Here is a 26,822-nt window from a genome sequence, read left to right as displayed (position 1 = left end):
TCGACAGGCTCAGTGCGAACGGGTATCTGATCAGGACTGGGCCTAGAAAGCCGAGAAAGGCTTGTCCTTGTCGACCCGTACATCCTGCGGCAGGCCCAGCACGCGTTCCGCGATAATGTTTTTCAATATCTCGTCGGTACCACCGGCAATCCGAAGGCCCGGCGCCCACATGAAGCTTTCCTGAAAAATCGCATCCGCTGGGGCATGATCCTTGTCGGAAATAATCCCGTAATGGTCCTGCATCTCGATCGCGCTGTTGCAGATATCCTGCAGATGATTGGCGGTGATCACCTTGCCGATGGAGTTTTCCGGCCCCGGAGTTTCGCCTTTGGACAAGGCTGTCTGGGTACGGAATTTGGTCAGCTTGTAACCCTGCGCCGCGACATACCAGTCCGCCAGTTTCGCACGAAACGCCTGATCGCTCATCGAACCGGATGACCGGGCATAGTCCATAATCTCGGCCCAGTCCGGTCCCGGCGAGCCGCCCACGGCAAGCCGCTCGTTCATCAGCGTGACCAAGGCCACTTTCCAGCCCATGCCCGGTTCGCCAAGCCGGTCGCTGTCGGGAATGCGGACGTCGGTGAAGTAAACCTCGTTAAACTCGCTGCCTCCCGATGCCTGATGGATCGGGCGCACGTCGACGCCTTCCTGTTTCATGTCGACGATGAACATGGTCAGGCCCTTATGCTTCGGCACATCCGGGTCTGTGCGCACCAGCAGGATGCCATAGTCGGAATAATGCGCACCTGAGGTCCAGACTTTCTGGCCATTAATCACCCAGTCATCGCCATCCTTGACCGCTTTGGTTTTCAGGCCAGCAACGTCGGACCCAGCGGCCGGTTCAGAGAATAGCTGGCACCAGATTTCTTCACCGAACAGCGCTTTTTGCACATAGCGCTTCTTATGTTCATCAGAACCAAAAGCGATAACCGTCGGCACGCACATGCCCAGACCAATGGCAAACGGCCCGGTTGGCGCATCAAATTTGGATTCCTCCTGATTCCAGATGACCTGCTGCATCGGCGATCCACCGCGCCCGCCAATTTCCTTGGGCCAGGTGATTTGCGCAAACCGGTTCTCTGCCTTGACCTTTTGCCAACCCTTTGCGCGCTGCAAATAATCGTCGCGCCGGCCCGAGCGAATGGCAGCCGCCTTTTTCGGCTCAAGGTGCTGGCTCAGAAAGGCGTTGGCTTCTGCTCTGAAAGCCGCTTCTTCGGTTGAGTCTGTAAAATCCATTTTCTCGTCCTCGTCTTAAATTGATTACGCGGCGTTTTTCGCTTCAAGCGCGGAAACCAGTTTCTCTTTCCAGACCGCCGGGCTGCCTGCCTGCACTGCCAATAATTTGGCGCGGCGATAATAGAGATGGCAATCCACTTCCCAGGTAAAGCCCATACCGCCATGGGTCTGGATATTTTCCTTGCTGGCAAACCAGAAAGCTTCCGACGCAGCAACCCGCGCCGCCGCCGCAGCTTCCGGCAATTCGGCCGCATCGGTCGACAGGGCCCACGCGCCATAATAGGCGTTGGACCGCGCCACTTCATTTTTCACATATATGTCGGCGAGCTTATGCTTGATCGCCTGATTGCCGCCAATGGGGCGGCCAAAGGCATGGCGCTCTTTGGCATATTCCGTTGCCATCTCCAGACAGCGCGAAGCTCCGCCCAATTGTTCAAAGGCCAATAATACCGCGCCGCGATTCATCACCTGGTCGAGAACAGCCATGCCATTGCCGGTTTCATGGCCCAATCGCGCAGCAGATGCACCGTCAAATTTAATCTCGGCATGGCTGCGGGTAGGTTCGATGGTTTTGAGTGATTTGCGGGAAACCCCGTCCTGATCGAGTGCCACCACATAAAGGCCAGTGCCGCTGCCTTCTCTCGCGAGCACAACAGCATGGGTAGCAATATCGCCATCTGTCACCGGCACTTTGGTTCCGGACAGCGTGCCATCCTTGGCGGTCGATTGAACCGACGAGGCAGAGAGCGCTCCGGGGCCCTCGGTGGTCGCCAGGCATCCGACAATGCTACCATCAGCAACTTTCGGCAACAATTCGGCCTTTTGCTCTTCGGTTCCCGCCAGTTTGATCGCTTCGGCAAAGAAAAAGGCCGAAGAACCAAAGGGTACGGGCGCCAACACGCGGCCCAGTTCCTCGGCGATCACGCATAGTTCCAGCATGCCAAGGCCAAGCCCGCCAAATTCTTCCGGGATAGCCGCACCAAGCCAGCCCATTTCCACAATCTTCTGCCAGACTTCGTCATTATGGCTAAGATTGTCATCATCCAGTACGGCGCGCACATGGGCGCTGGTGCACTCGGCTTCAAGAAATTTGCGCGCTTCATCGCGCAGGAATTTCTGATCATCAGAGAAATCAAAGTTCAATCTACCAGCTCCTAAATAATATTTATTGGCATCTGACAAACACTGCGAAGCGTTTGGCGAATCACTGTGCCAACTCTTCGCCCAAATAGGCCCGAACGAAGTTAATCAGTCAATTAAATTCCATAGTGACAATTTTGGCCTTTCCTACAAATAACCATATAGGTTAATTGTGCGACTCAGCAAAAGAGAGAAGGACCCTGACATGACTATCGACAAGCTAATTGATGAGGTGATCGCGATAGAAGGCGATTATTCCAATCATCCCGCCGACCGCGGTGGTCCCACGCGCTGGGGTGTAACCGAAGCGGTCGCACGCAGGCACGGTTATGCCGGTGATATGCGGGATTTTCCATATGATGAAGCGGTTGCCATATATAAACGCAAATATTGCTGCGGCCCGGCTTCGACAAAATCGCGACGATGGCGCCGCGGCTGGCCGGGGAATTGTTTGATACCGGCATTAATATGGGACCGCCGGTTGCGGCCGGCTTCCTGCAACGCGCACTCAACGCGCTCAACCGCAACGGGCGGGATTTTGCCGATATTGCAACCGATGGCCAAATCGGCCCTCGGACAATCAACGCCCTGCAGCAATTTCTGGCGAAGCGTGGCGGTGGCGGCGAAGCAGTATTGCTCAAGGCCGTCGAAGCCTTGCAAGGTGCGCGCTACATCAAGCTGGCCGAACAGCGTCCCGCCAATGAAGCCTTTCTTTATGGCTGGCTCGCCCATCGCATAGGCTGAAGTTCAGCCTGCACTTCCCCCTCCGTGAAAAGGAAATCAAAACCATGTCTTTACTTTCAACCCTGATCGGACCCGTTTCCAAAATCATCGACAAGATCATTCCCGACAAACAGGCGCGCGATCTTGCCAAGCTGGAGCTGCTCAAGCTGGAAGGCAGCCAGGAAATGGAACAGATCCGTGCTCAGATGTCTGCGATCCTGGCCGAGGCTGGATCCGCTGATCCATGGACCAGCCGTGCGCGGCCCAGCTTTTTATACGTCATGTACATATTGCTGCTCTGGTCTCTGCCGATGGGATTGATCGCGGCGATCCGGCCGCAAGCGGCCGAGGATATTGCGAATGGCATGAACGCTTATCTCGCCGGTATACCCGAACCATTATATGCCTTATTTGGCACGGGATATTTAGGCTATACTATGGCAAGACAATGGGGGAAAATTCGCGGCGTCGAGAAATAAACAGAGAATCGGGCAAATTAACCGCCTGATTTTTAGGCAATTAACCATTTCCCTGCCCAATAAACGGACAATTTCCGCCATTTTTTAACCTATCATACAAATAGACTTGCAATGGCTATATCTTTGCAGATAGAGGGGGAAGTCTAGTTCATTCCAAAGGGGATATTTTAATGTCTAACGAAACAAGTTTCCGCAAAATGCTGGCAGTAGCCGGTGGTCTTGCTCTTGCAGTACCTGCTCTTTCCGCATGTGCTGAGCAAGCCGAAGATGCTGCTGCAGTTGCAGAATGTGCCGCTGATTGTGCTGCATGTGCCGCTGGTGATGCTGCATGTGCCGCTGGTTGTGCTGCTGAAGCCGCTGGTTGTGCTGCTGCATGTGCCGCTGGTTGTGCTGCTGAAGCTGCTGGCTGTGCCGCTGAAGCTGCTGGCTGTGCCGCTGAAGACGCTGCATGTGCCGCTGCATGTGCCGCTGCTGAGTAATATCAGCACATAGCATTGGAAAATGCATTAGAAAGGCTGTTTGAGCTTACGGGCCAGATAGCTAAAGAGGGCGTCTCGCTAGTACCCAGAGTGGTACCGGCAGACGCCCCTTTCGTTCAGTATCAACATTATCCGAAGGGCGACTGTGTTGCACCCGGCAACAAGTCACGCTGGTTTTACCATGCGCACAAGCCTGAGGAACGGGAAGAAGGCGAGCATGGCCATTTCCACTTGTTCCTGCCGCTCGATATGTTCAAAGGCGTCGACGCGCTTTATGAACCTCCCAAAAAACTACCCAATGGCAAACCGACTCAAGGCGTCGTGCATTTTGGTGCGCTGAGCTTTGATCTGGATGGCATGCCGCTCAGCTGGTTCACCACCAACTATTGGGTCACCTATGAATATTTCATGCCCGCCGATGCGATTGCATCGCGGCTCAAGCTGTTCTCGATGAACAAGGCAGCCGGTGATCCGCTGGTCAACGATTGGCTCACCGCCGCTGTGCAGGTTTTCCACGACCCGATCATTGATATGCTACAGGAACGCGACACATTGCTGGCCGAGAAAAAGGCGGAACTCGGAGATGCCGTTTTCGAGAATAAATCGGTCGAAATCATGTCCCGCACGGCATTTGATCTTTAGGCCGCAACGGGCCTTCATAAAGCCACCGTCACAGCTCGCTTAACAATCCAAATAAACAATGCTAGCGCGGCGCGATCGAAACGCTCATCCTCTTGATTGGCCTGGCCCTCACAGGATCAGGACTGGCGCTGGCGCTGCGCAGTGACCTTCCGTATCTGCGCAACCCGATCCGCCGGACAACTGCCAAAATCGTCCGGCATGACCGCCGTTATGAAGACGGCGCGCCGGTTTACCGTCCGGTCTTCCTCTTCGCCGACGAACATGGAACATTTGTCGAGGTCCGCGATAGTGTCTTCCTGCCCTTCCCCAAGCCAGTAATTGGCGAGACAATCGAAATCATCTATCCCGAAGGCTATCCGCAAAAAGCGCGCATCCCCTATCCGGTCTTTCGGATGCTCTTATACGGTGTGCTGGGCTATGCCTTTATAGTGCTGGGAATGGAGATTACCGGCTGGTGGTAGCCGGGATGCACGCCTCTGCTGTACATAGTGGCTTTGCTCCATGACGATTTCGACAGGATAGTTGCCAGCGATGCGATATACTGTCACGATATGGCGAAGAATATAGATGAAGAGATTGCCGGGGAGCGCGTGATGGAACTTGCGGATAAAATTGTCTTACTGACGGGTGGAAGCGCAGGAATCGGCCGCGAGATGGCGCGCCAGTTGAAAGCAAAAGGCGCAAGGGTAACACTGACCGGTCGCAATCCGGAACGCCTGGCCGCGATGCGAGATGAGGGCTTCGACACTATCGTGGCCGATCTTTCGAATGCGGCCGGCGTCGATGCGCTGCTCGCCGAATGGGGGGACAAAGACATTGATATTCTGCTCAACAATGCCGGCCAGCTTGTCGATCATGATTTTCGAGCAGGCGATCCGGATGCCGATGCCGCCGATGATTGCATCTATGCCAATCTTAACGCACCGATCCGGTTGATCACCGGCCTGATGCCGCATCTGCGCACGCGGCCGCAGGCGACAATCGTCAACGTCACCTCGGGCCTCGCCATCGCGCCTGCCGCCCGCACACCAATTTATTGCGCGACGAAATCGGCCCTGCGCTTTTATACGTTAGGCCTGCGCGAGCAGCTCAAGGACACCAAAATCCAGATGATTGAGGCGCTACCGCCCGTTGTCGACACCCAGATGAACGATGGCAATCCGACCAAAAAAATGCCGCCCGAAGAATGCGCGCGGCAGATTGTTGTTGCCATCGAGCGCGACCAGGACGAAGCGAATATCGGCATGACCAAGGCCCTGCGCGTAGCCGAGGCAATTTCACCGGCGCTGGCACGGGGCATCACGTTGCGGTTTTGATGGATTGACGCAGGGGCGGTGCGCGCTGAAATCCTGCCAGGTGGAAAATATTACGAGGGATCGATATCCGCCCCTAACCCATCGCTGCCAGCGGCCTGAGAAGCTCGGGATAGTTGTTCCTGACATTGCCCACGTCATTGGACACCGGCACCGCGTCAATATTGCCGGCGTAGGGCTTTAACATGACGCCCGCCTCGCGCCACTGGCCGGTCAGCCAGCTTTGCACCTGATCGGGCTCCAGAATTGCGGGAAGGCGGTTGTGGATGGGAGCAAAGGCGGGCGTCGCCTCAGTGGTGATAATGGTGTAGGTCATGGTTTCCAGCACCGGATTATCGGCCCAAAGCCCGGCCAGTATCATCGGCTTGCCATCACTGCGTTCCACCTTGTGGGCTTGCTTGTGCTTGCCATCGCGTTTCCATTCGTAAAAGCCGGAGACCAGCACCGCACAGCGACAGGATTTCAGAAGATTTCGAAACGAAGGCTTCTCCTCCAGTGTTTCGGACCTGGCGTTGATCATCGCATAGGATCGCTTCGCATCTTTGACCCATGTCGGAATCAGGCCCCATTGCATGGGTTTCAGAACAGCCTGGCCGCTTTCCCAGACGCAGACCGGCATGACATGGGTTGGCGCGATATTATAATTGGGCTGCAAATTGGAAGTCGGCTGAATGATGCTGAGCATCTCGCGATATTCAGCCCACGTCAGCTCCTCGCTCGCATATTTGCGCCCACACATAGATGCCCCCCGACATTTTATGCGGGCATGTATAAGCAGGTTTGACATTTTCGGCCAATGGAAAATGGTTGAGGTAGTGTGTCCGCTTTGGGCGCAAAAGCGGACACTAGGAATGCAGAAGTTGTCGGTCTGCAATGCGCCCCAATTTCGGACCATCCGATGGTTTCCGCTTCATCAGGAAAACGGGCATTCAGTTGCGCAACGAATAACGTAATCCGATCATCGGGCCATTGGCGCTCAAATCGGCTGAAAGCCCGTGATCTGCTGTAAAACTTCCTTTGGTTGATCGATATCCGGCGACAAGGGCCAACCGATTGCTGGCCTGATACTGAAGACCAATAGCCAGGTTGCGATAACTATTGTCAGTCAAAGAAAGACCAGCAAAGTCGACCTTGCCGATAATCCCCCAGCGATCGTTCAGTTGAACCGCTCCAATCGCACCAACAACCGGATCAACCCACTCATTTTTGCCTGCAACAGCAATGACAGGTCCCGATACTTCTGCCTCCAGATGGACATATCTCACACCAGCATATGGTGAGATATTTATGTGAAAATTGTCTGTCAGTTTTACGTTCTCAATAAATCCAGCACCGGTTTCCAGTAAAAGAGCCGATGCGCTTACCGGTTGATTGGCGAAGGATGAAAACTCAGGATCACCGAATTTGGCACCGATACCCTCAGCGTATAGGAAAACCGGACCCGTTTCATATTGAACATGGCCCATGCCAGCGATTTTTATTCCCGATGCCAATTGTGTCAGGCTAAGATCAACAGGTGCAGAAACCGGGCCGAGAGATACAGTTCCGCCAACATCGGGGCCCCAAAGATAGGGAGAGAATGTCAATTGATCTCGATTTTCACCTTCGGATTGAAAATCATCCACCAATTGCTGTTCAGAGCTAATTGATTGTGCTGCAAGCAGTCCGAAACCTAGAGCAGGAACATTCGTTCCGGTGATTAGAATAGTCGCTAACACCCATCTTACTTTCATCATGGCTCTTTCTCCCGATCAACCTCTTGTTCAATTTTATCAAACAATGTATACATACATAATGTAATATATAATACAATTAATTTCCCACTTGAGGTTCCAAATGACGAAAACCAATGAAACAGAAGCGTTTCCAACCCGGTTGGATCAAATCACCTTTCTTTTTGATGACGTCCCAAGAATGCTTCGCAAGGTTATCGACAGAGTGCTGATCGAGCATAATTTGAGCCGAACCCAGTGGCGCTTGTTAGCTTACGCACTTCGTGATGAAGGCATGACGCAAACCGGACTTGCCCAACGGCTTGAGATTGAGCGAGCCACTGTTGGGAAAGCCGTTGATACGCTGGAAAAGAAAGGAATGATCACTAGAGCTAAGGCAAAGAATGATCGGCGGGTATGGAGAATCGTTCCGACAGATGAAGCCAGAGAGCTACTCCCCGCCCTTCGCGAAACGGTTGATGATATCTATCGACAAATGTTTGTTGGAGTTGCCGATGATGAAATCGACAATCTGCGTGAAACTCTGAAACAACTGGCAGCAAACCTTGGAAGTCTAAATCATCAAGTTAGCGATTTTCTCGAGTAACGTCCGTTTTCGCACCCATTGCAGCCAGAACTGGACAGGCAGCTATCGGCCCAGTTGCGGTCGTTAAAAATGACCTAAGCTAGCGTCCGCTTTCGGGATATTGCGGCCGTTAGGAATATTGACCGCCGCTAGAAGAAACAAACTCCGATTTATGGTTCATGCACCTAGAATTTGTAGTCAAACTTGCTGCAAGAAGTGACAAAGGCTATTGACCTATTGTCTGGTGCTAAGAGGATTATATGAACCGGTTTATTCCCTTATTCGTCATCGTAATTTCGTTAATGTTTTCAGGACCTGCATGGGCAGAATGGGGGAATGATAAAGCACCCGAAATCACAGAACTGGAAATCGCAGATACTGAAGATCGGACGATTCTGCAGAATATCGCTGTGATCTCATCGCCCGTTTCCGATGTTTGGGCTGCCTTTGCTACCGAAGACGGCTATAAATCATGGGCGGTTCCCGTTGCATTCGTAGATTTTCGCGTCGGTGGTGTTTTTGAAACAAGTTATAATCCAGATGCAAAGAAGGGCGATCCGGCCAATATAAAGAACGAAATTCTTGCGTATATTCCCGAAAAATTGTTGGTACTTAAAAACACCCAAGCGCCACCAGGATTTGCATCGCGCGAAGTTTTGGACCGATTGGTTTCGGTATTTCAGTTTGAAGCCCTAGATGATGACCAAACAAAAATCACCATTTCGGGGATCGGTTATGGAAAGGACGAAGAATCTCAGCGTCTCATTAGGTTTTTCAAAGTCGGAAACACTTGGTCGCTTGGAGAGCTCAATAAAATGCTAGCAAAGCAGCGCGACTTTCAAACGGGCCAATAGACTCTGTAACTGCCTTAGGAAGTTCACCCTTTACTCGCGGTTTCTAACGTCCGCTTTCGGGATAAAGCTGCCACTAGCCGATAGTCTGTCGATCTGCGATAACATCAACTTTCCAGGAGCCTGTTGCCAACCATGATCACAATAACCGCTACTATCCACACAACTCCTGCCAACCGCGACGCCGTCACATCTCTCTGCATCAAACACAGTGCCCGGTCCCGCGCTGAGCCGGGTTGTATTTCTCATCATATTCATGCCGACATCGAAGACACTGCGCGACTATTCTACTACGAGCAGTGGCAGCATGAGGCCGCTGTTGCTGCGCATTTTGCACTGCCGGAATCGCTGGATTTTGTGAAGCGGCTTACCGCGCTGGTTGGCGAACGGCCGGATATGCAGATTTACCGGTCTGGGACGTTTTCGGTAGAAGAGATTATGCTCCGGACTTGATCTATGGGCCAATGCCCGCGTCCGCGAGGTGGCAACCCTTCCGGCCCAAGGCGGTTGCCAATACCTGCTTTCCTACAATGTACCATATAGGTTATCATAATCATTCCAATGAACCAATGAAGGCCCGCCAATAGTGGTGTGGTCCCCCGGTCGCTCATTGGCGGGCGGGATGGATAAGGATGATAGTGATGACTTGTGACAAGAATTTTGCGCAGAATAATAATGAAAGATCAGCATGTGCCGACGGCAGTTCGGCGGAGGAAGGTTTCGGGGTGGAATGCCAGAAGGAAACCGGCCATCCCGGCGAAATGACGAGCGGGAAGCCGGATGAACGCTGCGACCAAGTGGATGCCGGGCACCGCTCTCCCAAGCCCCGCTTTGATGGCTGGACGCCGGAGGTGCGGGTCAAGTTTCTTGAGGCGCTGGCCAATTGCGGGAATGTCCGTTCGGCGGTGCGCTATGTTCAGCGGTCGCGGACATCCGCCTATAATCTGAAGCAGCGGGATGTGGATTTTTCGCGCGGATGGGACGCGGCTGTGCTGATCTCCCGCGATGATTCCACCGATGTCCTGCAAGACCGTGCGATTAACGGGATCGAGGAGGACGTCTATTATAAGGGGGAAGTGGTCGGCTCGCGGCGGCGCTATGACAGCCGCCTGCTGCTCGCCCATATTGCGCGGCTCGACAAGCTGGCGGAACGCATAACAGTCAGCCGCGGCGCGGCGCGCTTTGGCGAAATGCTGGATGCCATTGCGGCACAGGAAGACACGACCAGGCTGATTACCGAGCCGACAACAGAGGAAATCGCCGGAATTGTGGCAGAAACGGAAGCACAGGCTACGGTGTCGCAGGTCGAGGCCGCCTGCCTGCGCCAGAATAATGAAACCGCTGCGGCCGAGCTGATCGCCGCGGACATGCGCGAGAAAGACGCCGCACAGGAGGCGCTGTGGGCAGCGGCGGACGCCAAATATGGCCCTATCCATGAAGTTGATTTTGGTGACGGCCAGCCGATCGATTTTTGCCGCATGACCCCGGCGGAAGCTACGCAGTTGATGGCGGACCATCCGCAGGTCAAGGCCCGCGCCATATCACGGGATGACCCCGGCTATGTTGCGGCGATTGTCACGCCTAATGAGGCGACGGCAGTGTTCACGGAGAACGCGTTGGCGGAAGGTTTGATGAGCGGGGCCTAGAATGCGTCAAGGGACTGTGTGCACATTGTCAACTTCGTGCCGATTGAGCGGGATGATGCAAGGCCGGAAAAAATATAAGAGTCCGACGGCTGGGTCGCTTTGCCGCCGGACTCCCAATATTTACGGCGTTTTCGCATGAAGCTTAAACCACCGTAAACCTTATTATGGCCGAAAAAGATAAATTAACTGTGATCAGGCTCACTGGCCGGTAAATTTGTTCAAAAGTCAGGTCTTTACCGGAGATTGGCGCACTTCCTGCCCAAGAAGCCCGATGGCCGGGTCGCTTCGCCATCGGACTTCCGGAGGATTGCCCGTACTGGGCTCCCAAAGGGAAGTGCGATGTCGCCGCCCCCCGCAATAACTCTGCGAATCTAGCGACATCGCCTGATTGTAGTAGCCCGGGATATTGCACATTGTTGTGATGAGGATCACTGGCGGTAAAATATGCTATAATAGCGAAAAATAGAGGAGGAGAATGCAACGAAACGGGGTGCAAACCAGCAAAAAAGGATAGATATGGCGCATTATACCGGACGGCCACGATTTGAATGGGATGAAGATGGGCGGATCATGACTCTGCTCAACCGCTTCGCCTTCATCGATGACGCACGGCTGGTGTGGAGCGTGCCCGCCATGGCGCGCGTCGACGGTGCGTCGATCCCGAAATTTGCCTGGTCGATCCTCGGCAGTCCGTTTGTCGGTCGCTATCGCAAGGCATCGGTCGTGCATGACTGGTATTGCGATGTCCGCACGCGCGAATGGAAGGCCACCCACCGGATGTTCTATGAAGCGATGCGCACTTCAAAGGTCAGCGGCGCCAAGGCGCGGATCATGTACGCCGCAGTCTATTATGCGGGGCCGCGCTGGGATGTCGCTGCGAATTATAATGCCGAGCTGGCGGAGGTGATGACACCGGAAGCCTATAGCAGTCTGGAGCAAAGCGAGATGATGGCTATGCCCGCATCGCCGCCGGACCTGACGCTCTGGCATCGGCGTGAAACCGATCCGGAAGCGTTCGAGGCCATGTGCGACGATTTCGCCAAGAAATGTGCGACCATTGCGGATGTCGAAGCGATGATTGAAGAGAAAATGGGCGCGACGGAATGATCGGTACGGACGTGCCCCTGCCTGCGCAGGGACAAAGGAAGCGCTCCGAGCTCCCGCGCCGCAGCACAGGTATCAAACGGTGCGCTTGGCGCGGTCCTTTTGATTCTGCCCCTCGATCGCCTGGCGCGCGGCCTGCCACTGCTCGTCGCCCCAGGCGGTCAGGGAAGAGAAATTGCCGCCGGTTGCGTTATAGGCGCCGCCATCAATCGCGATGGTCTGTCCGGTCAGATATTCCGAACCCCGCCCCATCAGATAGGCGGCAAGGTTCACCAGCTCGTCCATCTCGCCTACGCGGCCCATCGGGACACTGCTGCCCATCTTGTCCTGATCGCCCTTGCTGGGCGCGAGCCGGTTGGACATGCCTTCGGTCGGGAAAGCGCCCGGCGCGATAGCGTTCAGGCGCAGACCATAGCGTGCCCACTCGGTGGCGAGGCTCTGCGTCATGACATTGATGCCAGCCTTGGACATGGCCGACGGGACCGTGAACGGCCCGCCATTCCAGACCCAGGTGGTCAGGATGGAGAGCACACTGCCTTTGTCACCGGCTGCGATCCAGCGCTTGCCGATATCATGGGTCATATAGAATGTGCCGCGAAAGACGATATTGGCGATTGCGTCAAAACCACGGACCGACAGATCCTCGGTACGGGAAATGAAATTGCCGGCGGCATTATTGACCAGCCCGGTCAGCGGGCCGTGCTGCGACCAGATCAGGTCGTTCATTTCGCTGATCATCTCTGCATTGCGGATATCGCAGGGATGCGGAACCACGGTGCCGCCATGTTTTTCGACCAGCTCTTCGGCCGTCGCTTTGCAGACATCGCCGCGGCGACCGCAAATATGGACTTCCGCGCCCAGCTTCAGGAAACCCTCGGCCATTTCCTTGCCGAGGCCGGTGCCGCCGCCAGTGATCAATATGCGTTCGCCCTTCATCAGGTCGTCGCGAAACATGAGTTTTGAAATGTCCATATTTTCCTGTCCTACATTAGCTTTGCGGCATATCTTTTGCCTTCCAAACAGCCAGTCGATACCAGCTACGCGGCGGAAAGGAAAATATGGTTGAAGGGACCTATCAAAAAGAACGGGTCAAAATGAACAAAGTCAACAAGAGCGGGAACAAAATCTATGGGAATAGCGACGCGAGAAAATCTGGCTTCGCCGGATTGCCCAAAAAAAATGGGAGCCGGTCACCGAACAAGTTCGGTTCGCGGCTCCCACTGCGCCTGATTGGGGATGTTGTCCTCTTGCGATTTCAACGTCCGCTTGTCCGGCGTCCGGTTTCCGGGCCAATATCGTTATGGTTTTCGGTTTTCCACATTCTTGCTTTCGCAATAATGTTTCGGTTTAAACCCGATATTGGTCCAGTCGCCCGATGATTGTCGTCCATCTGATCCGCTCCGGCTTGCGCCTTTGCTTCTCGGGTTTTTTCCAATCATCAATCGAAAGATCATCTTATTTTTCTTGCGAAAAACACTATGTTCGTCTCGATTATCTTCCGGTCTTTTCTCTCCTCAACGGGTCATTGCTGACTGGTCGTCGATTTGGTCTATTTCCTTCCGATAACTTGTATATGACACGGGTTTGCGAGTCGCTCCAAATGGTAGAAGGCGACTTATCCACAGATACTGATTTTTCTTGTGGAAAAGCACTGGCGGTATTGTGGACAAAGTTTTCCGCGGGGCAGAATATCGAAACCGCTTTCCTACACGGTCTTTGCAATGATAGATTTGCACTGGTTTAACGGCGCTGAGGGCGAGAATGATTGTCAGGCCCGTTCATCACCATTTCAAACCAAAGGACCCCCATGTCATTAACAAGACTTCTGATCCCCACATATATGCAAATGTTAAAAGCACTTTCAGGCTGGTTGCAAAAGGCAGAGGCGCAGATGCCAAAAGAAGACGCGGAAGCACTGTTGGCCGCGCGCCTTGCACCGGACATGTTTCCGCTGTCGACCCAGATCCGGTTTGTCTGCGTACAGGCCCAAGAACCGGTATATCGTTTGAGAGGAGAGGCTTTTCCGACATCTATTCATCAACTTGTTGATGAAGGGCGCGATGCTATAGATAAGCCAGGCTCACTGTCCGATGCCCATGCACGGATTGATGAAACGCTGAATTTACTGGATGGTCTTGCTACCGATGCACTGGATGTCGATCCGCGCGCGCCCATCGTGCATGAACTGCCCAGCGGCATGGTGTTTGACCTAACGGCGGAACAATATGCCCGTGACTGGACACTGGCCCAGTTTTATTTCCACCTCATGACTGCTTACGCGATATTGCGCAGCGAGAGAGTCGAACTCGGCAAGGTGGATTATATTCCGCATATGTTGGGGTTTCTTCGTCCTGAAACGATTTCCGAGGCATGATATTCGGTGGAGAGAACGGCCAAAGGGAAATCCGTTGGCCCGGCCTTTCTAGTAGGGGGATATTTGAAAGGGCCGGGCCGTCGGAACAATCCCGGTGCCTATCGGGAGGAGGGGAGGCAACCGGGACTGAAAAATTTGTAGCTGTTAAACCTGAATGGTCGTCATCAAGATGATGCTGCTAACACTCAGGGCGGCTACTATATTGAAAAGCGTTTTCATGGGACAAACTCCTTCTGTTAAAAACGCCGATCAAACATCACTTTTCCTGTCTTACTGATAGTCAGGAGATGGTCGTCAAACAGTTAAGTTGCAATTGAAAACGGAGATTCATTAGTTGCATGTTTTGCAACTGGGCGAGCCTCTAGAATATGCCTTCGAGCAGCTTCTTCCCCTTTTTCAGCGGATTTTTGCGGAATTTGGTTTCTTCCGCACCGATATAAGAGAAGATGCCGTCCATCGCCTGTTCGGTCACGCTATCGGTTAGACCGTCACGGGAAAGATCAAGGCCGCCCAAGGAGGAGAGCGCAGAGATTGAACCGAGGCTTTCTACCTGTTTATAGGCGCCGACCTCACCCAAGGCTTTCTCAACCAGCGGGCGGATTTTGATCGCCAGCTCTTCGCCCGAGGTCTTGCGCAGATAATCGGTCCCACCGGTCCCGCCGCCTGTGGCAATGCCAACACCGTCGGTCAATGTCATATTGTCGATGGCTGACCGGAATATCGGCTTGGCCTCAAGCGCCGCCTTGCCTGCCGCATCATTCAGGTTTTTGGTGATGTCTTTGGTCAAGCCTGCCTTGCTGGTGAAGCGCAATATCTTGGTCGCGTTTTTCAAGGGACCAGGCAGCAAGACCCGCACCGCTTTGTCCGCATAAAAGGCGCCCGGCTGTGACAATTTATCGAGCGCGCCATCCGATGCATCGGCCAGCAGACTCTTCACACCGGTAGATTGTGCATGCGCCGGAACAGACAATAGCGGCGATATGGATAATGGCACTGCCATCATGACTGTTGCCACCGTCAGTTTCAATTTCTTGGCTGTATTCCGCATTATCCTGCTCCTGCTATGTTATGATCGAATGACCATAACATAGCATTTGCGCAGGAAGCTGAACAGGTTCACAAAAATGTGTAAATAGATGTACCGCAACCGACCTGCGGCTTTAGTTTAGTTGCGTTCAGAGAATTCAAGCTTACCGCTGGTTTCGTCTGCGCCCTTCTCGGTTAGCTCCAGCGAAAACGGATCGCCTTCATCGGTTTGACCCGAAAGCTTGTTGCCATCCTTTTGAACAACGAAATTCTCATCCGTCATTTTCTGTTCAAACCAGGATACCAGATCATCGGTGTTGGCCGGCGCATCAAAGCTTAAAATGACCTTGCCGCCCTGCCCGTCCTTGTCTTCAACGTTCAGACCGGTGACCTTTGTGCCCGGATAAAGCGACACATTGTTCAGATCGAAATCATCGCTGTCGAGAGATATCTGGGGCAGATCGACATCCATTGAAAAGCCGTCTGTCTTGATTGAAAACTTGCTGTCTCCATCCTTGCCACCGATTGTTACCTTGTCGGGCGCACCGGTTCCCTCGCCATCGGATTTGATTGACATTTCAAAGCCATCACCCTGCTCACTCTCATCGCCACCAGAGCAAGCAGTCAGGGTCAACGGAACGGCCGCGAGTGCGGCAAGATATTTATAGGTCATTGGGAATCTCCATACTGTATTGTTAATATAATACAGTATGGAGCCATCAGGTCAAGGCAGAGCTTTAAGGCTCTATCGTTGCTCCGGGATTAGCCGCATTCACGACGCCCCCGTCAACGATCAGCGTGGTACCAACGACATAGTCCCCTGCACTGCTCGACAGATATATCGCAGCAGCAGCCATGTCCTCTGGCCGACCTATACGTTTCGCCGGGATGCCTTTTTCGACCGCATCTTCATGATCACGCGCCGCTTTGTTCATGTTTGATGCAAAAGCACCGGGTGCGATACCGGACATTATAATGTCATCGGAAACCAGTTTGGATGCCATCTTGCGGGTCAAATGTACGACGGCAGCTTTCGACGCCTGGTAGCTGTAGGTTTCCCAAGGATTCACCTTGAAGCCATCGATCGACGCGATATTGACGACTTTAGCCGGGCGTTCAAAGCTGGCAGCAGCTTTCAGTAGCGGATGTAGCGCCTGGGTCAGGAAGAACAGCCCTTTGACGTTGGTGTCCATCACCTTGTCCCAACCGGTTTCCGGAAAGCTGAGATACTCTTCACCCCAAGCCACGCCAGCGTTGTTGATCAAGATGTCGAGCTTCTCTTCATGCTTTGCAAGCTCTGCAGCAAGTGCTCTACAACCGTCCACCGTACTGACATCGCCGGGCACAGAAATGCATTTATCCCCCATTTCAGCGGCTGCGGCGTCGCAGGCATCGGCCTTTCGACCCGAGATGTAAACCTTGGCGCCTTGAGCCAAAAACCCTTCGGAGATCATCCGGCCGATGCCCCGATGGCCGCCAGTCACGAGCGCGACACGGCCTTCAAGCGAGAATAGCTTGTTAAAATCCATCATGAATTCCTTTAATAACCGTGCATTTCGGCAACGAGATTGGTGTGATAATTGGCGTCACCCATAAATTCGGCCAGCGCCCGATCGCGCTTCATGTAAAGACCGATATCATATTCATCGGTCATCCCGACACCGCCATGCATTTGAACGCCTTCCTTGACCGAAAGCGATGTCGCTTTGCCTGCCTTTGCCTTGGCAACGGAAACCATCATCTCGGCCTTCGATGAGCCTTCATCTAGCATCTGTTGCGCTTTCAAAACTGTTGCGCGGGCGATTTCCATCTCGCTGTAAAGATGCGCAGCGCGGTGCTGCAGCGCCTGAAACGTTCCGATAATCGTATCAAATTGTTTGCGGCCTTTGATATAATCGATCGTAATATCCATGGCACCGGCGCCAACACCCAGTGTCTCTGCGGCCGAACCAACCCGGCCAGCATTAAGCATCCGTTGGAGCACTGCGCCGCCTTCATCAACTTCACCGATGACCGCATCGGCATCGACGACCACGCCGTCAAATTCGACATGAGCTGCCATCGCACTATCAACCAGACGAACACTATCTCTCATCAGCCCGGAAGAAGTGGTATCGACAGCAAAAAGGGTCAGACCCTTGTCTTCGCCAGCACTTCCACTTGTCCGTGCAGCGACGATCAGCGTATCGGCCGAACCACCTTGAACAACAAATTGCTTCTTGCCATCCAGCTTAAAACCATTGCCTTCCCGGGTCGCGGCCATCGCGATTTGATCGGGACGATGCTTCGGACCTTCGTCAATAGCGAGTGCCAACACGCTATCACCTGACAAGATTCCGGGAAAATATTTGTCGCGTAGTGCTTTGCCGCCTGCGTTTAACGCCTCAACACCAGCAACCGCCGTTGTGAGAAACGGTGACGGAGTTAGATTGCGACCAATCTCCTCAAGGACAACACCGGCTTCGATATGGCCAAGGCCCAAACCGCCTTCATCTTCCGAAACCAATATGCCCGTGAAGCCCATTTCCGCGAATTGCTTCCACAGCGCGTGCGAGAAACCATCCTTGCAGTTCTTGTCCCGAAACTCGCGAAAATGAGCGACATTGCCTTCGCCCTTCATAAAATCCGCTGCGCTGTCCTGCAGCATCTTCTGGTCGTCATTCAAGTAAAGCGGCATCGCTTTCATCCCTCCAATATGTCTGTTTAATCACCTCACGCTGTTAAGCGTTGGGCAATTGCAATATCTGTTTAGAAACGACATTCAGCATCACTTCGCTGGTACCGCCTTCAATACTATTTGCTTTCGTTCTGAGCCATCCACGAGCAGTCAGCCCGCCATTTGAAGCATCACTTTCCCATTCCAGAACTTCACTGCCGCCCGCTGACATGATTAGCTCATGGCGTCGCTTGTTAATTTCTGTTCCGGCATATTTCATCATATTGGGTTGCGCTGGATGGCAAAGATTAGCCTTGAAAGTATCACCGAAGCGTTCTGCCATCGCTCTGAAGGCAAGCACATCAATGTCCATCTCCGCCATCTGTGCACGAAGCATGGGGTCGTCCAGCCGGCCCATTTCATCGCGACCATATTGATCCGCAAATTTGGAGCCGAGCGATGTTGCTCCGGAAGAACCGTCACCGGAGATCATGCTGCGCTCATGGCCCAACAGATATTTGGCAACATCCCAGCCTCGGTTCACTTCACCAACCACGGATGACACACCGTCACCATAGCTTTTCGGTACTTCCACATCAGTGAAAAACGTTTCGCAAAAAGCCGATTGTCCGGAAATCAGGACGATTGGTTTGGTTTCCACACCTTTGGTGGTCATATCGAACAGCATAAAGCTAATGCCTTTATGCTTGGTGGTTTTATCGGTACGCGTCAGACAGAAAATCCAATCTGCCTTGTCAGCATAGCTGGTCCAGATTTTCTGGCCATTGATCAGATAGTGATCACCCTTGTCTTCAGCCGAGGTTTGCAGCGAAGCGAGGTCTGATCCGGATCCGGGTTCCGAATAGCCCTGACACCAACGCACTTCTCCGCGCGCAATCGGCGGTAAAAAATGCAGTTTCTGTTCTTCGGTACCAAAGTGCAGAAGCGCCGGCCCAAGCATCCAGATGCCAAAGCTCGACAGGGGCGAGCGAATTTTCAGACGTCCCATCTCCTGAAGCAGTATCTTGGTTTCGGCACGCGACAATCCGCCGCCGCCATATTCCTTTGGCCAGTCTGGCACGGTCCATCCCTTGGCCGCCATTTTGTCCATCCATTCTTTTTGCCCCGGCTTGAAAGTAGGGTTCTTCCCGCCCCAGCAAATATCGCTTTCATCGACCACGGGCTGGCGCATTTCCGGCGGGCAGTTGGCTTCGAGCCACTCTGCAGTGTCTTTTCGGAAGCTTTCAAGATCGGACATAATCAGGATTCCTTTAATTGCTCAATTAACAGCTGACTATCATAGGTAAGGGCCAAGGTTCAATGATGCGCTTGTCCAATGGCACAAAAAAAAGTTGCGGACAAAGTCATGTGCAGGATTCCGTAAGGGCAGGTTGATCAAATATCGGAATTGATTGACGGCCAATTCACGCTGAGCCTATGTTCAAAAGAAAAATAGGTCGAGAAAGAGGAGCCGGTAACGATGCGATTTGAAGGCAAAACGATTGTCATTACAGGCGGCTCATCGGGCATTGGTCGCGGAACTGTTGATCTGTTTTTGCGCGAAGGCGCTGAAGTTGTCATGGGCGATATCAACGCAGATGAAGGCTCTGCAATGATGTCTACGCTCGGCGACAGTTTCCATTTCCAGAAATGCGATGTCTCGCAGGAAGAAGATGTCAAAGCACTTATGGACTACGCCGCGGAGTCGACCGGAGGACTTGACGTTGTTTTCAATAATGCAGGCGCCGGCGGACCGCGCGATGCAATAGACGAGATAAGCGGAAACGACTGGGACTTTGCGATGGCTTTACTGTTGAAATCCGTTGCCATGGGTATTCGCCATTCCGCACCGCATTTAAAAAAACGCGGCGGCGGTGCCATCATCAATACCGCCTCGGTTTGCGCCTTTCAGGCTGGCTTTGGCCCAGTTGCCTATTCCACTGCAAAGGCTGGCGTCTTGCATCTGACGAAATTATCAGCCGCTGAACTGGCGCAATATAATATCCGCGTGAATGCCATCTGCCCGGGCTTCATTCAAACCAATATTTTTGCGGCTACCGTAGGCGCTAACAAGGAGGAAGCGCTACAGATCAATAGCGTATTAGGGCAAGCAGCGGCAGGTGCTCAACCTGTATCCCGGCCTGGCGTTCCAGGCGATATAGCAGAGGCCGTTGCCTATTTTGCATCCGATGCCGCAGGATTTGTCACTGGTACGCATTTGCTCGTGGATGGCGGATTGCTGGTTGGTACACAGTCCAGTTGGGACCCGGAAGCACCGGGAATGCTGGATGCTATTTTACCGGAGCATCTGCGTTGACAGATACTTCCGACAAGCTCCCCCTGAAAACCAAACTTCTCTACGGCTTCGGTGCCGCGGCCTATGGAGTGAAGGATAATGGTTTCGCCGTTTTTCTTCTCTATTATTATAATCAGGTTGTTGGCATGCGCGCCGACGTGGTTAGCTTGGCCATCGCGATCGCATTATTCGTGGATGCCTTTGTCGATCCACTCATAGGTCAGATGACAGATCGTACCCGAACATCCATTGGCCGCCGCCACCCATGGCTTTATGGTTCGGCCGTTCCCATTGCAATCGCCTGGTTGTTTCTGTGGCATCCACCGGAAGCCAGCGCAACGGTACAGTTCTTCTATCTGTTGGCAATGGCGATGCTCGTGCGTTTCTCTCTTTCGGCCTATGAGGTCCCATCGCTCGCCCTGGTTCCTGAATTGAGCAAGGATTATCATGACCGTACCAGCATATTGCGTTTTCGAACTCTATTTGGCTGGGCAAGCGGGTTGGGCATCATGGTCCTGGCCTATGGTGTGCTCCTGGTTCCCAGTGAGGATTATCCGGTAGGATTACTCAACGCAGATGGCTATGCTTCCTATGCAATTATCGGGGCTGGCATCATGGTCGTCGCGGTCATCATATCGGCAATCAGCACGCATAAAAGAATTGTAAACCGATACAAAGCCGAGACCGCTCATCCCGAAACGGCTGAAGGCTTTAAGCAAATGTTGGCCGCTTTCCGATTTTCTCCGTTCATGCTTTTGATGTTCGCCGGCGTCTTTGCTTACACGAACCAAGGCCTAACATTTGCTATGACGCCTTATCTTTTAACTCATGTTTGGGAGTTCGGTTCGGCAGAATTCACTCTTTATTCTGCGGTGTTATTCATCGGCGTTATTATGGCATTTGTCTTAGTCACTCCTATATCGATGCGTACCGGAAAACCCAACGGAGCGGCAATTCTAACGCTGTTTGCATTGATGGTCGGTACGGCACCCTACTGGTTGCGCATGGTGGAACTTTTCCCTGCACCCGACTCTGACTTTCTGGTTCCCACCCTATTCACATTCCTGGTAATCGCTACCGCTTCAAGCATATCCGCAATGATTCTCACAATGTCGATGATGGCGGACGTTGCCGATGCTTATGAATTCGAAATGGGAAAGCGGACCGAAGGCCTCTTTTCTTCAGGCATGTGGTTCATGCAGAAAATGGTTGGTGGCATGGGCATTCTGCTTTCTGGCCTCATCATCTCCTTCATCCAACTGCCAGAACAGGCTGTTCCCGGCTCTGTCGACCCGGCCATCGTGGACAATCTTGCGTTAATCTATGTATCAATGATCACCGTCATCGGCCTTATCGGTACCTGGGCCTACACCCTGTTTCCGCTTAGCGAAAAAGATCATAGCGAGCGCATCGCCAAATTGGCTGCCGCATCAAGAGCAGCGGAGTGAAAAATAAATCCGGTCCGTCAAGTTCCTTTCCCTGTGGCAAAGCACTTGCGGCTCTGATAAGTTAATCGCATAGTTAAATCAGAAAGCTTTCAAAAAAGGATAGAAGCATGGATTTTGATCTCACGGAGAAGCAGGAATATTGGCGCAATCAGGTACGCGAGCATATCGAGAATCACGTGCGCCCACGCATCGCCGATTACCAAGCCGAAGACGAATCCGGGGATCGCTGGAAAGTCCTGCAGGTTGTGGAGGAAGAAAAAGCCAAAGCGAAAGAAAAAGGTATCTGGAACCTTTTCATGCCGCCAGCAAACCCCAACCTTACGCATATTGACGATGTGTTTCAATTTGAAGGCCCCGGCCTCACCAATCTTGAATATGCGCTTTGCGCTGAAGAAATGGGCCGTGTCGGCTTCGCATCAGAAGTGTTTAACTGTTCCGCACCGGATACCGGGAATATGGAAGTTTTCCACCGCTATGGTACGCTGGAACAGAAGGAACAGTATTTACGCCCGCTTATGAATGGTGAAATTCGGTCCGCCTTCCTGATGACGGAACCTGCCGTAGCCTCTTCTGATGCCACCAACATTGAAACCGCTATTGTTCGTGATGGCGATGAATATGTTATAAACGGCCGCAAATGGTGGTCGTCTGGCCTCGGCGATCCTCGCTGTAAAATTGCCATTGTCATGGGCAAAACTACATTTGAAGGCAGCCGCTATACGCAGCAGTCCCAGATCCTCATGCCGACCGATGCGCCGGGTGTGAATATCATCCGCCATCTGCCGGTATTTGGTTATGACGATGCACCGCACGGCCATATGGAAGTTGAGATGAAAGACGTTCGCGTCCCTGCATCCAACATTATCCTGGGCGAAGGGCGCGGTTTTGAAATTGCACAGGGCCGCCTTGGACCTGGTCGCATTCATCACTGCATGCGCACCATTGGCGTTGCCGAAGAAGCGCTCGAGAAAATGGTCAAGCGCCTCCAATCACGCATCGCTTTCGGTAAGCGTATTTCTGAACATAGTGTTTGGGACGAACGTGTTGCCAGAGCCCGTATCGATATTGATATGAGCCGTTTGCTGTGCCTGAAAGCCGCAGACATGATGGATAAAGTCGGCAACAAATATGCAAAAGCGGAGATCGCTATGATCAAGGTGCAAGCTCCAAATATGGCACTGAAAATCATTGATGATGCCATCCAGGCGCATGGCGGTGGCGGTGTCAGCAACGATTTCGGTCTTGCCAGTGCCTATGCGCATCAGCGTACCTTGCGTCTCGCAGACGGTCCGGATGAGGTCCACAACCGGACGATCGCGAAAATGGAATATGGCAAATATGCCGAAACCGCAGATGGCAGCAAAATGAACCAAGAAATATCGTCCGGCGACCTTGCCGTCACGCGATAAGGGAGGATCGATCAGATGAAAGCAGCAGTCCTGGTTGAAGCGGGCAAACCGCTCGAAATCGAAGATGTTACCATCTCAAAGCCGGGACCGCATGAAGTGTTGATCCGAACGGCAGCCTGCGGGCTCTGTCATTCGGATCTGCACTTCATCGACGGCAGCTACCCGCACCCATTGCCCGCGATTCCGGGGCATGAAGCTGCGGGTATTGTTGAAGCTGTCGGCAGCGAAGTCCGTACTGTTGCGGTAGGTGATGCCGTCATTTCCTGCCTGTCGGCCTTTTGCGGGCACTGTGAATTTTGCGTGTCCGGTCGGATGTCACTCTGCCTTGGGGCAGATACACGCAGAGCCGAAGGTGAAGCGCCACGAATTACACGACCGGACGGGTCGCCTGTCGCACAGATGCTTAACTTATCCGCCTTTGCCGAACAAATGCTGATACATGAGCATGCCTGTGTAAGAATTGATCCGGATATGCCGCTGGATCGCGCTGCCGTCATTGGCTGCGCAGTTACGACTGGCGCCGGAACTATCTTCAATGCTTGCGCGGTAACACCCGGAGAAACCGTCGCTGTAGTTGGTTGCGGTGGTGTCGGGTTGGCGACAATAAATGCGGCAAAAATTGCCGGTGCAGGCCGTATCATTGCGGCCGATCCTATTCCGGAAAAACGGGAACTCGCGTTGAAACTTGGTGCAACTGATACAGTTGATGCACTGGCCGATGACGCGGCGGCGCAGATTTTAGACCTAACCAAAGGCGGTGTCGATCATGCGATCGAAGCCGTTGGCCGCCCATCATCGGGAGAGCTGGCCGTCGGCTCGCTAAAACGCGGCGGTACAGCAACAATCCTTGGCATGATGCCGCTGGATCATCAAGTCGGCCTTAGCGCCATGGACTTGTTATCTGGCAAAAAATTGCAGGGTGTACTTATGGGCGAAAACCGCTTTCCGGTAGATATCCCGCGCTTGGTCGATTTCTATCTGCGCGGATTACTGGATTTGGATAGTATCGTTGCCGAAACCATCCCACTGGAGCAAATCAACGATGGCTTTGAGAAAATGAAAAAAGGTGATGCGGCACGCTCGGTCATCACATTTAACTAAATAGGAAGAGGGAACTTCCATGAATCCACAAGAAGACATGACTGGCACCATGGCGGTGCCAGAAAAAGACAAGCTGGACGAGGCGAGCCTTGCCAATTGGATGGAGTCCAATGTGGAAGGCTTTGCTGGTCCGATGACGATTACAAAGTTCAAGGGTGGTCAGTCCAATCCGACCTACAAGATTGAGACACCGGGTACAGACTATGTTTTGCGCAAGAAGCCGTTTGGTAAATTATTGCCATCGGCTCACGCAGTAGACCGGGAGTTTAGAGTTATTGCCGGGCTTCATCCAGCGGGCTTTCCTGTCGCAAAACCTTACGGCCTTTGTGAAGATGATGATGTCATTGGCACCATGTTTTATATAATGGGCATGGCCGACGGCAGGACGCTTTGGGACGGCACATTACCTGGCATGGAGCCTGCAGAACGACGGGCGATTTATCATGAAATGATCGATACGCTGGCATTGCTCCACAGCTATGATCCTCCAGCGCTGGGTTTGGAAAAGCATGGTAAGCCTGGAAATTACTGCGAACGCCAGATTTCCCGCTGGACACAACAGTATAGGCTATCCGAACTGCAAACCATTCCAGAAATGGATCAACTAATCGAATGGTTGACGAAAACCATTCCGGAACAGAAGAGCTTTGGCATTGTTCATGGCGATTACCGCCTCGACAATATGATCTTTGCTCATGACAAGCCCAAAGTAATAGCCGTACTTGATTGGGAGCTATCCACGCTCGGCGACCCGATTGCCGATTTTGCTTACTGGCTGATGGCGTATGAAATGGAACCGGAAGGCCGCAGCGGCCTGAAGGGTGTTGATCTGGAAGCACTCGGCATTCCTTCACGCGAAGAGGCCATCGCGCGTTATTGCGAAAAGTCAGGTATTGATGACTTGCCACCTATGGACTGGTATCTTGCTTATAATCTTTTCCGGATTGCCGCTATTTTGCAGGGCATCCAGAAGCGTGTAGTAGATGGTACGGCAAACAGCGCAGCGGCCGCCGAAATGTCCGACCGCGTTACACCATTGGTGCAAGCCGGATGGGAAGCAGCAAAACGTGCCGGCGCCTAAAACAGACTGACAGGAGCAGAAACATGGCGGACCTCAAAGATAAAGTAGCCATTGTCACCGGCGCGGGAAGCGGCATAGGTCGCGCATCGGCGCTACTTTTTGCCGAACATGGCGCGAAGGTCATCGCCAGTGATGTTACCGATGCGGTAGAAGAAACGGCCCAAGGTTCCGAAGGCAATATTATCGCCATAAAGGCTGATGCCGGTTCTGAAGGTGATATCGAGATGCTGGTCGAAGCCGCTGAACAAAGGTTCGGCGATCTCCATGTTTTTTTCGCCAATGCCGGAATCGGTGGTGGCTTTGAGGGTATTTTCGACAGCAGTGTTGCTGAATGGCAGGAGGTCCTGCGTGTTAATCTTATTGGGCCATTTCTTGCTGCGAAATATGCAGGAAAAGTCATTGCGGACAGCGGCCACGGCGGTTCGATAATCTGCACCGCCAGTGTCGCAGGCATCCGTTCCGGTGCAGGTGGGCCCGCTTATTCGGCGTCAAAGGCCGGGGTTATCAATCTTGTCAAAGTGGCCGCGCAACAATTTGCTACTGCCAACGTCCGCTGCAATGCCATTTGCCCGGGTATCACGGAAACCGGTATGACCCAGTTTATCTACGACAAAGCGCGGGAGAAAGGCAAAGAGGACCGGCTTGGTTACCTTAATCCCTTGCGCCGCGGCGCCAACCCGATCGAGATGGCGGAAGTTGCCTTATTCTTGGCATCCGACCGGTCATCCTATGTCAACGGGCAGGCGATTGCGGTAGACGGGGGATTAAGTTCTTCGCACCCCGTCACCCGTCAGGAATTTGGCCGCACGGCCGTTTAGAGTTTAGTTCGCGAAAGCGAGCTCACCACTTCCCAACTGGACAAAATCGACGCGGCCATTGGTTGTACCGCACAGGAACGTTGTTTGCGCTGTTCCCGACAAACCGCCTTCCACGCGCCAGCCTTCGCCATCACGGGCAACCGATTGTATCTCGGAAACCCTGGCATCGTCGCCTGCCTGCCGTTCAGCAGCACTGGAACAGACATTGATGGCAGTATCCATCGAACCCGTGCCACGATCATCGCTGCGGCTATCCGACCGGCGATTATCATAGCGCCGGTCATCGTCTCTGCGATCATAGCGATAGTCGCGATTATCAGAATCACGGTCCCGCTTGTTCTTCGAAGCGGCGCTTGCAATGGCAGCTATTCCGCCGATGATTAGAACACCTGCCAGAACATCGCCAGCATCAACCCGATTCCGGTGCCGCCGATAGCCGCGGCCATAACCATAGCCGCGATAGCCCCGGTAACCGCGATATCCGCGCCAGCCTTCGGCCTTGTCGCTATCGGCCGTCCAGCCCAGGCTCTCCAGATCGATAACCGTCGTGGGTGCTGGTGCGGCATTGATCGGTGCTGCCATGGCAGGCGCAAATCCGGTAAATACCAAGGCCGTCGATGCAACGGCAGCGGACAATGTCTTTTGAATATTCATAACTTTCACCCCCAGGTTCACTAGATTCTGTACCTCAGAATCCAATCA

The 26,822-nt window shown here is 53.2% G+C and carries 28 protein-coding genes and 1 pseudogene; 18 read left to right on the top strand and 11 right to left on the bottom strand.

Annotated features, from left to right (window positions below; translation table 11 throughout):
• Positions 1–42: 42 nt before the first annotated feature.
• Positions 43–1,236: an acyl-CoA dehydrogenase family protein gene (locus ACO6S1_RS10735; RefSeq protein WP_422342693.1), complete on the bottom strand. Its 1,194-nt coding sequence runs from the start codon at positions 1,234–1,236 to the stop codon at positions 43–45.
• Between the two features lie 24 nt (positions 1,237–1,260).
• The gene (locus ACO6S1_RS10730) at positions 1,261–2,379 is read right to left on the bottom strand and encodes an acyl-CoA dehydrogenase family protein (RefSeq protein ID WP_422342692.1); all 1,119 of its coding nucleotides are present in this window, start codon (positions 2,377–2,379) and stop codon (positions 1,261–1,263) included.
• 202 nt (positions 2,380–2,581) lie between these two features.
• On the opposite strand from ACO6S1_RS10730, the pseudogene ACO6S1_RS10725 reads away from it, so the two are divergent.
• The 6 genes and pseudogenes from ACO6S1_RS10725 (at position 2,582) to ACO6S1_RS10700 (ending at position 6,015) form a co-directional block, all read left to right on the top strand.
• Positions 2,582–3,120 (top strand): annotated as a pseudogene (locus ACO6S1_RS10725) (glycoside hydrolase family 108 protein).
• 44 nt (positions 3,121–3,164) lie between these two features.
• On the top strand, positions 3,165–3,578 hold the full coding sequence (locus ACO6S1_RS10720) for a holin family protein (RefSeq protein WP_422342691.1): 414 nt from the start codon (positions 3,165–3,167) through the stop codon (positions 3,576–3,578).
• Positions 3,579–3,791: 213 nt separating this feature from the next.
• On the top strand, positions 3,792–4,070 hold the full coding sequence (locus tag ACO6S1_RS10715) for a hypothetical protein (protein WP_422342690.1): 279 nt from the start codon (positions 3,792–3,794) through the stop codon (positions 4,068–4,070).
• 2 nt (positions 4,071–4,072) lie between these two features.
• Positions 4,073–4,699, top strand: a complete 627-nt coding sequence (locus ACO6S1_RS10710; RefSeq protein ID WP_422342689.1) for a DUF6969 family protein — start codon at positions 4,073–4,075, stop codon at positions 4,697–4,699.
• A gap of 92 nt (positions 4,700–4,791) precedes the next feature.
• Positions 4,792–5,160, top strand: coding sequence for a hypothetical protein (locus tag ACO6S1_RS10705; RefSeq protein ID WP_422342688.1), 369 nt, complete (start codon positions 4,792–4,794; stop codon positions 5,158–5,160).
• A 90-nt stretch (positions 5,161–5,250) separates the two neighbouring features.
• Positions 5,251–6,015, top strand: a complete 765-nt coding sequence (locus ACO6S1_RS10700) for an SDR family oxidoreductase (RefSeq protein ID WP_422342687.1) — start codon at positions 5,251–5,253, stop codon at positions 6,013–6,015.
• Between the two features lie 73 nt (positions 6,016–6,088).
• Here the strand turns inward: ACO6S1_RS10700 and ACO6S1_RS10695 are convergent, their stop codons facing one another.
• Positions 6,089–6,751, bottom strand: a complete 663-nt coding sequence (locus ACO6S1_RS10695) for an SOS response-associated peptidase (protein ID WP_422342686.1) — start codon at positions 6,749–6,751, stop codon at positions 6,089–6,091.
• Between the two features lie 190 nt (positions 6,752–6,941).
• Entirely contained in the window at positions 6,942–7,748 is an 807-nt protein-coding gene (locus ACO6S1_RS10690; protein WP_422342685.1) for a hypothetical protein, read from the bottom strand.
• A gap of 100 nt (positions 7,749–7,848) precedes the next feature.
• On the opposite strand from ACO6S1_RS10690, the gene ACO6S1_RS10685 reads away from it, so the two are divergent.
• The 5 genes from ACO6S1_RS10685 (at position 7,849) to ACO6S1_RS10665 (ending at position 11,914) form a co-directional block, all read left to right on the top strand.
• Positions 7,849–8,331, top strand: a complete 483-nt coding sequence (locus ACO6S1_RS10685; RefSeq protein ID WP_422342684.1) for a MarR family winged helix-turn-helix transcriptional regulator — start codon at positions 7,849–7,851, stop codon at positions 8,329–8,331.
• A 239-nt stretch (positions 8,332–8,570) separates the two neighbouring features.
• Entirely contained in the window at positions 8,571–9,164 is a 594-nt protein-coding gene (locus tag ACO6S1_RS10680) for an SRPBCC family protein (RefSeq protein WP_422342683.1), read from the top strand.
• A 132-nt stretch (positions 9,165–9,296) separates the two neighbouring features.
• On the top strand, positions 9,297–9,614 hold the full coding sequence (locus ACO6S1_RS10675; protein WP_422342682.1) for a putative quinol monooxygenase: 318 nt from the start codon (positions 9,297–9,299) through the stop codon (positions 9,612–9,614).
• A gap of 188 nt (positions 9,615–9,802) precedes the next feature.
• Complete coding sequence (locus tag ACO6S1_RS10670) at positions 9,803–10,807, top strand: hypothetical protein (protein ID WP_422342681.1); 1,005 nt, start codon at positions 9,803–9,805, stop codon at positions 10,805–10,807.
• Positions 10,808–11,323: 516 nt separating this feature from the next.
• Entirely contained in the window at positions 11,324–11,914 is a 591-nt protein-coding gene (locus ACO6S1_RS10665) for a DUF1353 domain-containing protein (RefSeq protein ID WP_422342680.1), read from the top strand.
• 72 nt (positions 11,915–11,986) lie between these two features.
• Here the strand turns inward: ACO6S1_RS10665 and ACO6S1_RS10660 are convergent, their stop codons facing one another.
• Positions 11,987–12,883: an SDR family oxidoreductase gene (locus ACO6S1_RS10660; RefSeq protein WP_422342679.1), complete on the bottom strand. Its 897-nt coding sequence runs from the start codon at positions 12,881–12,883 to the stop codon at positions 11,987–11,989.
• An 835-nt stretch (positions 12,884–13,718) separates the two neighbouring features.
• Here ACO6S1_RS10660 and ACO6S1_RS10655 point away from each other — a divergent pair.
• The gene (locus ACO6S1_RS10655) at positions 13,719–14,285 is read left to right on the top strand and encodes a DUF1993 family protein (protein WP_422342678.1); all 567 of its coding nucleotides are present in this window, start codon (positions 13,719–13,721) and stop codon (positions 14,283–14,285) included.
• 361 nt (positions 14,286–14,646) lie between these two features.
• Here the strand turns inward: ACO6S1_RS10655 and ACO6S1_RS10650 are convergent, their stop codons facing one another.
• From ACO6S1_RS10650 to ACO6S1_RS10630, 5 genes are all read right to left on the bottom strand, one after another.
• Positions 14,647–15,333: a DUF4197 domain-containing protein gene (locus ACO6S1_RS10650; protein ID WP_422342677.1), complete on the bottom strand. Its 687-nt coding sequence runs from the start codon at positions 15,331–15,333 to the stop codon at positions 14,647–14,649.
• Between the two features lie 117 nt (positions 15,334–15,450).
• Positions 15,451–15,984 (bottom strand): hypothetical protein, encoded by a 534-nt coding sequence (locus ACO6S1_RS10645; protein WP_422342676.1) that lies wholly within the window; start codon positions 15,982–15,984, stop codon positions 15,451–15,453.
• Between the two features lie 64 nt (positions 15,985–16,048).
• A complete protein-coding gene (locus ACO6S1_RS10640) occupies positions 16,049–16,840 on the bottom strand; it encodes an SDR family oxidoreductase (RefSeq protein ID WP_422346177.1) in 792 nt (263 codons plus the stop codon).
• An 11-nt stretch (positions 16,841–16,851) separates the two neighbouring features.
• Complete coding sequence (locus ACO6S1_RS10635) at positions 16,852–17,988, bottom strand: acyl-CoA dehydrogenase family protein (RefSeq protein WP_422346176.1); 1,137 nt, start codon at positions 17,986–17,988, stop codon at positions 16,852–16,854.
• 43 nt (positions 17,989–18,031) lie between these two features.
• Entirely contained in the window at positions 18,032–19,225 is a 1,194-nt protein-coding gene (locus ACO6S1_RS10630; RefSeq protein WP_422342675.1) for an acyl-CoA dehydrogenase family protein, read from the bottom strand.
• Between the two features lie 222 nt (positions 19,226–19,447).
• Here ACO6S1_RS10630 and ACO6S1_RS10625 point away from each other — a divergent pair, with 222 nt between their 5' ends.
• From ACO6S1_RS10625 to ACO6S1_RS10600, 6 genes are all read left to right on the top strand, one after another.
• The gene (locus tag ACO6S1_RS10625) at positions 19,448–20,284 is read left to right on the top strand and encodes an SDR family NAD(P)-dependent oxidoreductase (RefSeq protein WP_422342674.1); all 837 of its coding nucleotides are present in this window, start codon (positions 19,448–19,450) and stop codon (positions 20,282–20,284) included.
• Entirely contained in the window at positions 20,281–21,711 is a 1,431-nt protein-coding gene (locus ACO6S1_RS10620; protein WP_422342673.1) for an MFS transporter, read from the top strand. The genes ACO6S1_RS10625 and ACO6S1_RS10620 overlap by 4 nt, the downstream gene beginning before the upstream one ends.
• 107 nt (positions 21,712–21,818) lie before the next feature.
• The gene (locus tag ACO6S1_RS10615; protein WP_422342672.1) at positions 21,819–23,120 is read left to right on the top strand and encodes an acyl-CoA dehydrogenase family protein; all 1,302 of its coding nucleotides are present in this window, start codon (positions 21,819–21,821) and stop codon (positions 23,118–23,120) included.
• A 15-nt stretch (positions 23,121–23,135) separates the two neighbouring features.
• Entirely contained in the window at positions 23,136–24,221 is a 1,086-nt protein-coding gene (locus ACO6S1_RS10610; RefSeq protein ID WP_422342671.1) for a Zn-dependent alcohol dehydrogenase, read from the top strand.
• Between the two features lie 19 nt (positions 24,222–24,240).
• On the top strand, positions 24,241–25,302 hold the full coding sequence (locus ACO6S1_RS10605) for a phosphotransferase family protein (RefSeq protein WP_422342670.1): 1,062 nt from the start codon (positions 24,241–24,243) through the stop codon (positions 25,300–25,302).
• A gap of 23 nt (positions 25,303–25,325) precedes the next feature.
• Positions 25,326–26,120 carry an SDR family NAD(P)-dependent oxidoreductase gene (locus ACO6S1_RS10600; RefSeq protein ID WP_422342669.1) on the top strand — a complete coding sequence of 265 codons (795 nt, stop codon included), beginning with the start codon at positions 25,326–25,328 and terminating at the stop codon, positions 26,118–26,120.
• Positions 26,121–26,123: 3 nt separating this feature from the next.
• On the opposite strand, the gene ACO6S1_RS10595 is transcribed toward ACO6S1_RS10600, so the two are convergent.
• Entirely contained in the window at positions 26,124–26,774 is a 651-nt protein-coding gene (locus tag ACO6S1_RS10595; protein ID WP_422342668.1) for a hypothetical protein, read from the bottom strand.
• Positions 26,775–26,822 lie beyond the last annotated feature (48 nt).

Origin of the sequence: Parasphingorhabdus sp. (assembly GCF_965233695.1) — a bacterium.
In the GTDB taxonomy this organism is placed as follows: Bacteria; Pseudomonadota; Alphaproteobacteria; order Sphingomonadales; family Sphingomonadaceae; genus Parasphingorhabdus.
This window is presented reverse-complemented; position numbering and strand designations above follow the sequence as displayed.

What these genes read in the sequence shown, in the direction of transcription:
- ACO6S1_RS10625 (WP_422342674.1), top strand. Translation starts at nt 19,448, where the DNA reads ATGCGATTTGAAGGCAAAACGATTGTCATTACAGGCGGCTCATCGGGC.
- ACO6S1_RS10610 (WP_422342671.1), top strand. Translation starts at nt 23,136, where the DNA reads ATGAAAGCAGCAGTCCTGGTTGAAGCGGGCAAACCGCTCGAAATCGAA.
- ACO6S1_RS10600 (WP_422342669.1), top strand. Translation starts at nt 25,326, where the DNA reads ATGGCGGACCTCAAAGATAAAGTAGCCATTGTCACCGGCGCGGGAAGC.
- ACO6S1_RS10650 (WP_422342677.1), bottom strand. Translation starts at nt 15,333, where the DNA reads ATGCGGAATACAGCCAAGAAATTGAAACTGACGGTGGCAACAGTCATG.
- ACO6S1_RS10595 (WP_422342668.1), bottom strand. Translation starts at nt 26,774, where the DNA reads ATGAATATTCAAAAGACATTGTCCGCTGCCGTTGCATCGACGGCCTTG.
- ACO6S1_RS10685 (WP_422342684.1), top strand. Translation starts at nt 7,849, where the DNA reads ATGACGAAAACCAATGAAACAGAAGCGTTTCCAACCCGGTTGGATCAA.
- ACO6S1_RS10695 (WP_422342686.1), bottom strand. Translation starts at nt 6,751, where the DNA reads ATGTGTGGGCGCAAATATGCGAGCGAGGAGCTGACGTGGGCTGAATAT.
- ACO6S1_RS10675 (WP_422342682.1), top strand. Translation starts at nt 9,297, where the DNA reads ATGATCACAATAACCGCTACTATCCACACAACTCCTGCCAACCGCGAC.
- ACO6S1_RS10690 (WP_422342685.1), bottom strand. Translation starts at nt 7,748, where the DNA reads ATGATGAAAGTAAGATGGGTGTTAGCGACTATTCTAATCACCGGAACG.
- ACO6S1_RS10700 (WP_422342687.1), top strand. Translation starts at nt 5,251, where the DNA reads ATGGCGAAGAATATAGATGAAGAGATTGCCGGGGAGCGCGTGATGGAA.
- ACO6S1_RS10615 (WP_422342672.1), top strand. Translation starts at nt 21,819, where the DNA reads ATGGATTTTGATCTCACGGAGAAGCAGGAATATTGGCGCAATCAGGTA.
- ACO6S1_RS10630 (WP_422342675.1), bottom strand. Translation starts at nt 19,225, where the DNA reads ATGTCCGATCTTGAAAGCTTCCGAAAAGACACTGCAGAGTGGCTCGAA.
- ACO6S1_RS10670 (WP_422342681.1), top strand. Translation starts at nt 9,803, where the DNA reads ATGACTTGTGACAAGAATTTTGCGCAGAATAATAATGAAAGATCAGCA.
- ACO6S1_RS10645 (WP_422342676.1), bottom strand. Translation starts at nt 15,984, where the DNA reads ATGACCTATAAATATCTTGCCGCACTCGCGGCCGTTCCGTTGACCCTG.
- ACO6S1_RS10655 (WP_422342678.1), top strand. Translation starts at nt 13,719, where the DNA reads ATGTCATTAACAAGACTTCTGATCCCCACATATATGCAAATGTTAAAA.
- ACO6S1_RS10635 (WP_422346176.1), bottom strand. Translation starts at nt 17,988, where the DNA reads ATGCCGCTTTACTTGAATGACGACCAGAAGATGCTGCAGGACAGCGCA.
- ACO6S1_RS10665 (WP_422342680.1), top strand. Translation starts at nt 11,324, where the DNA reads ATGGCGCATTATACCGGACGGCCACGATTTGAATGGGATGAAGATGGG.
- ACO6S1_RS10640 (WP_422346177.1), bottom strand. Translation starts at nt 16,840, where the DNA reads ATGGATTTTAACAAGCTATTCTCGCTTGAAGGCCGTGTCGCGCTCGTG.
- ACO6S1_RS10720 (WP_422342691.1), top strand. Translation starts at nt 3,165, where the DNA reads ATGTCTTTACTTTCAACCCTGATCGGACCCGTTTCCAAAATCATCGAC.
- ACO6S1_RS10735 (WP_422342693.1), bottom strand. Translation starts at nt 1,236, where the DNA reads ATGGATTTTACAGACTCAACCGAAGAAGCGGCTTTCAGAGCAGAAGCC.
- ACO6S1_RS10680 (WP_422342683.1), top strand. Translation starts at nt 8,571, where the DNA reads ATGAACCGGTTTATTCCCTTATTCGTCATCGTAATTTCGTTAATGTTT.
- ACO6S1_RS10605 (WP_422342670.1), top strand. Translation starts at nt 24,241, where the DNA reads ATGAATCCACAAGAAGACATGACTGGCACCATGGCGGTGCCAGAAAAA.
- ACO6S1_RS10660 (WP_422342679.1), bottom strand. Translation starts at nt 12,883, where the DNA reads ATGGACATTTCAAAACTCATGTTTCGCGACGACCTGATGAAGGGCGAA.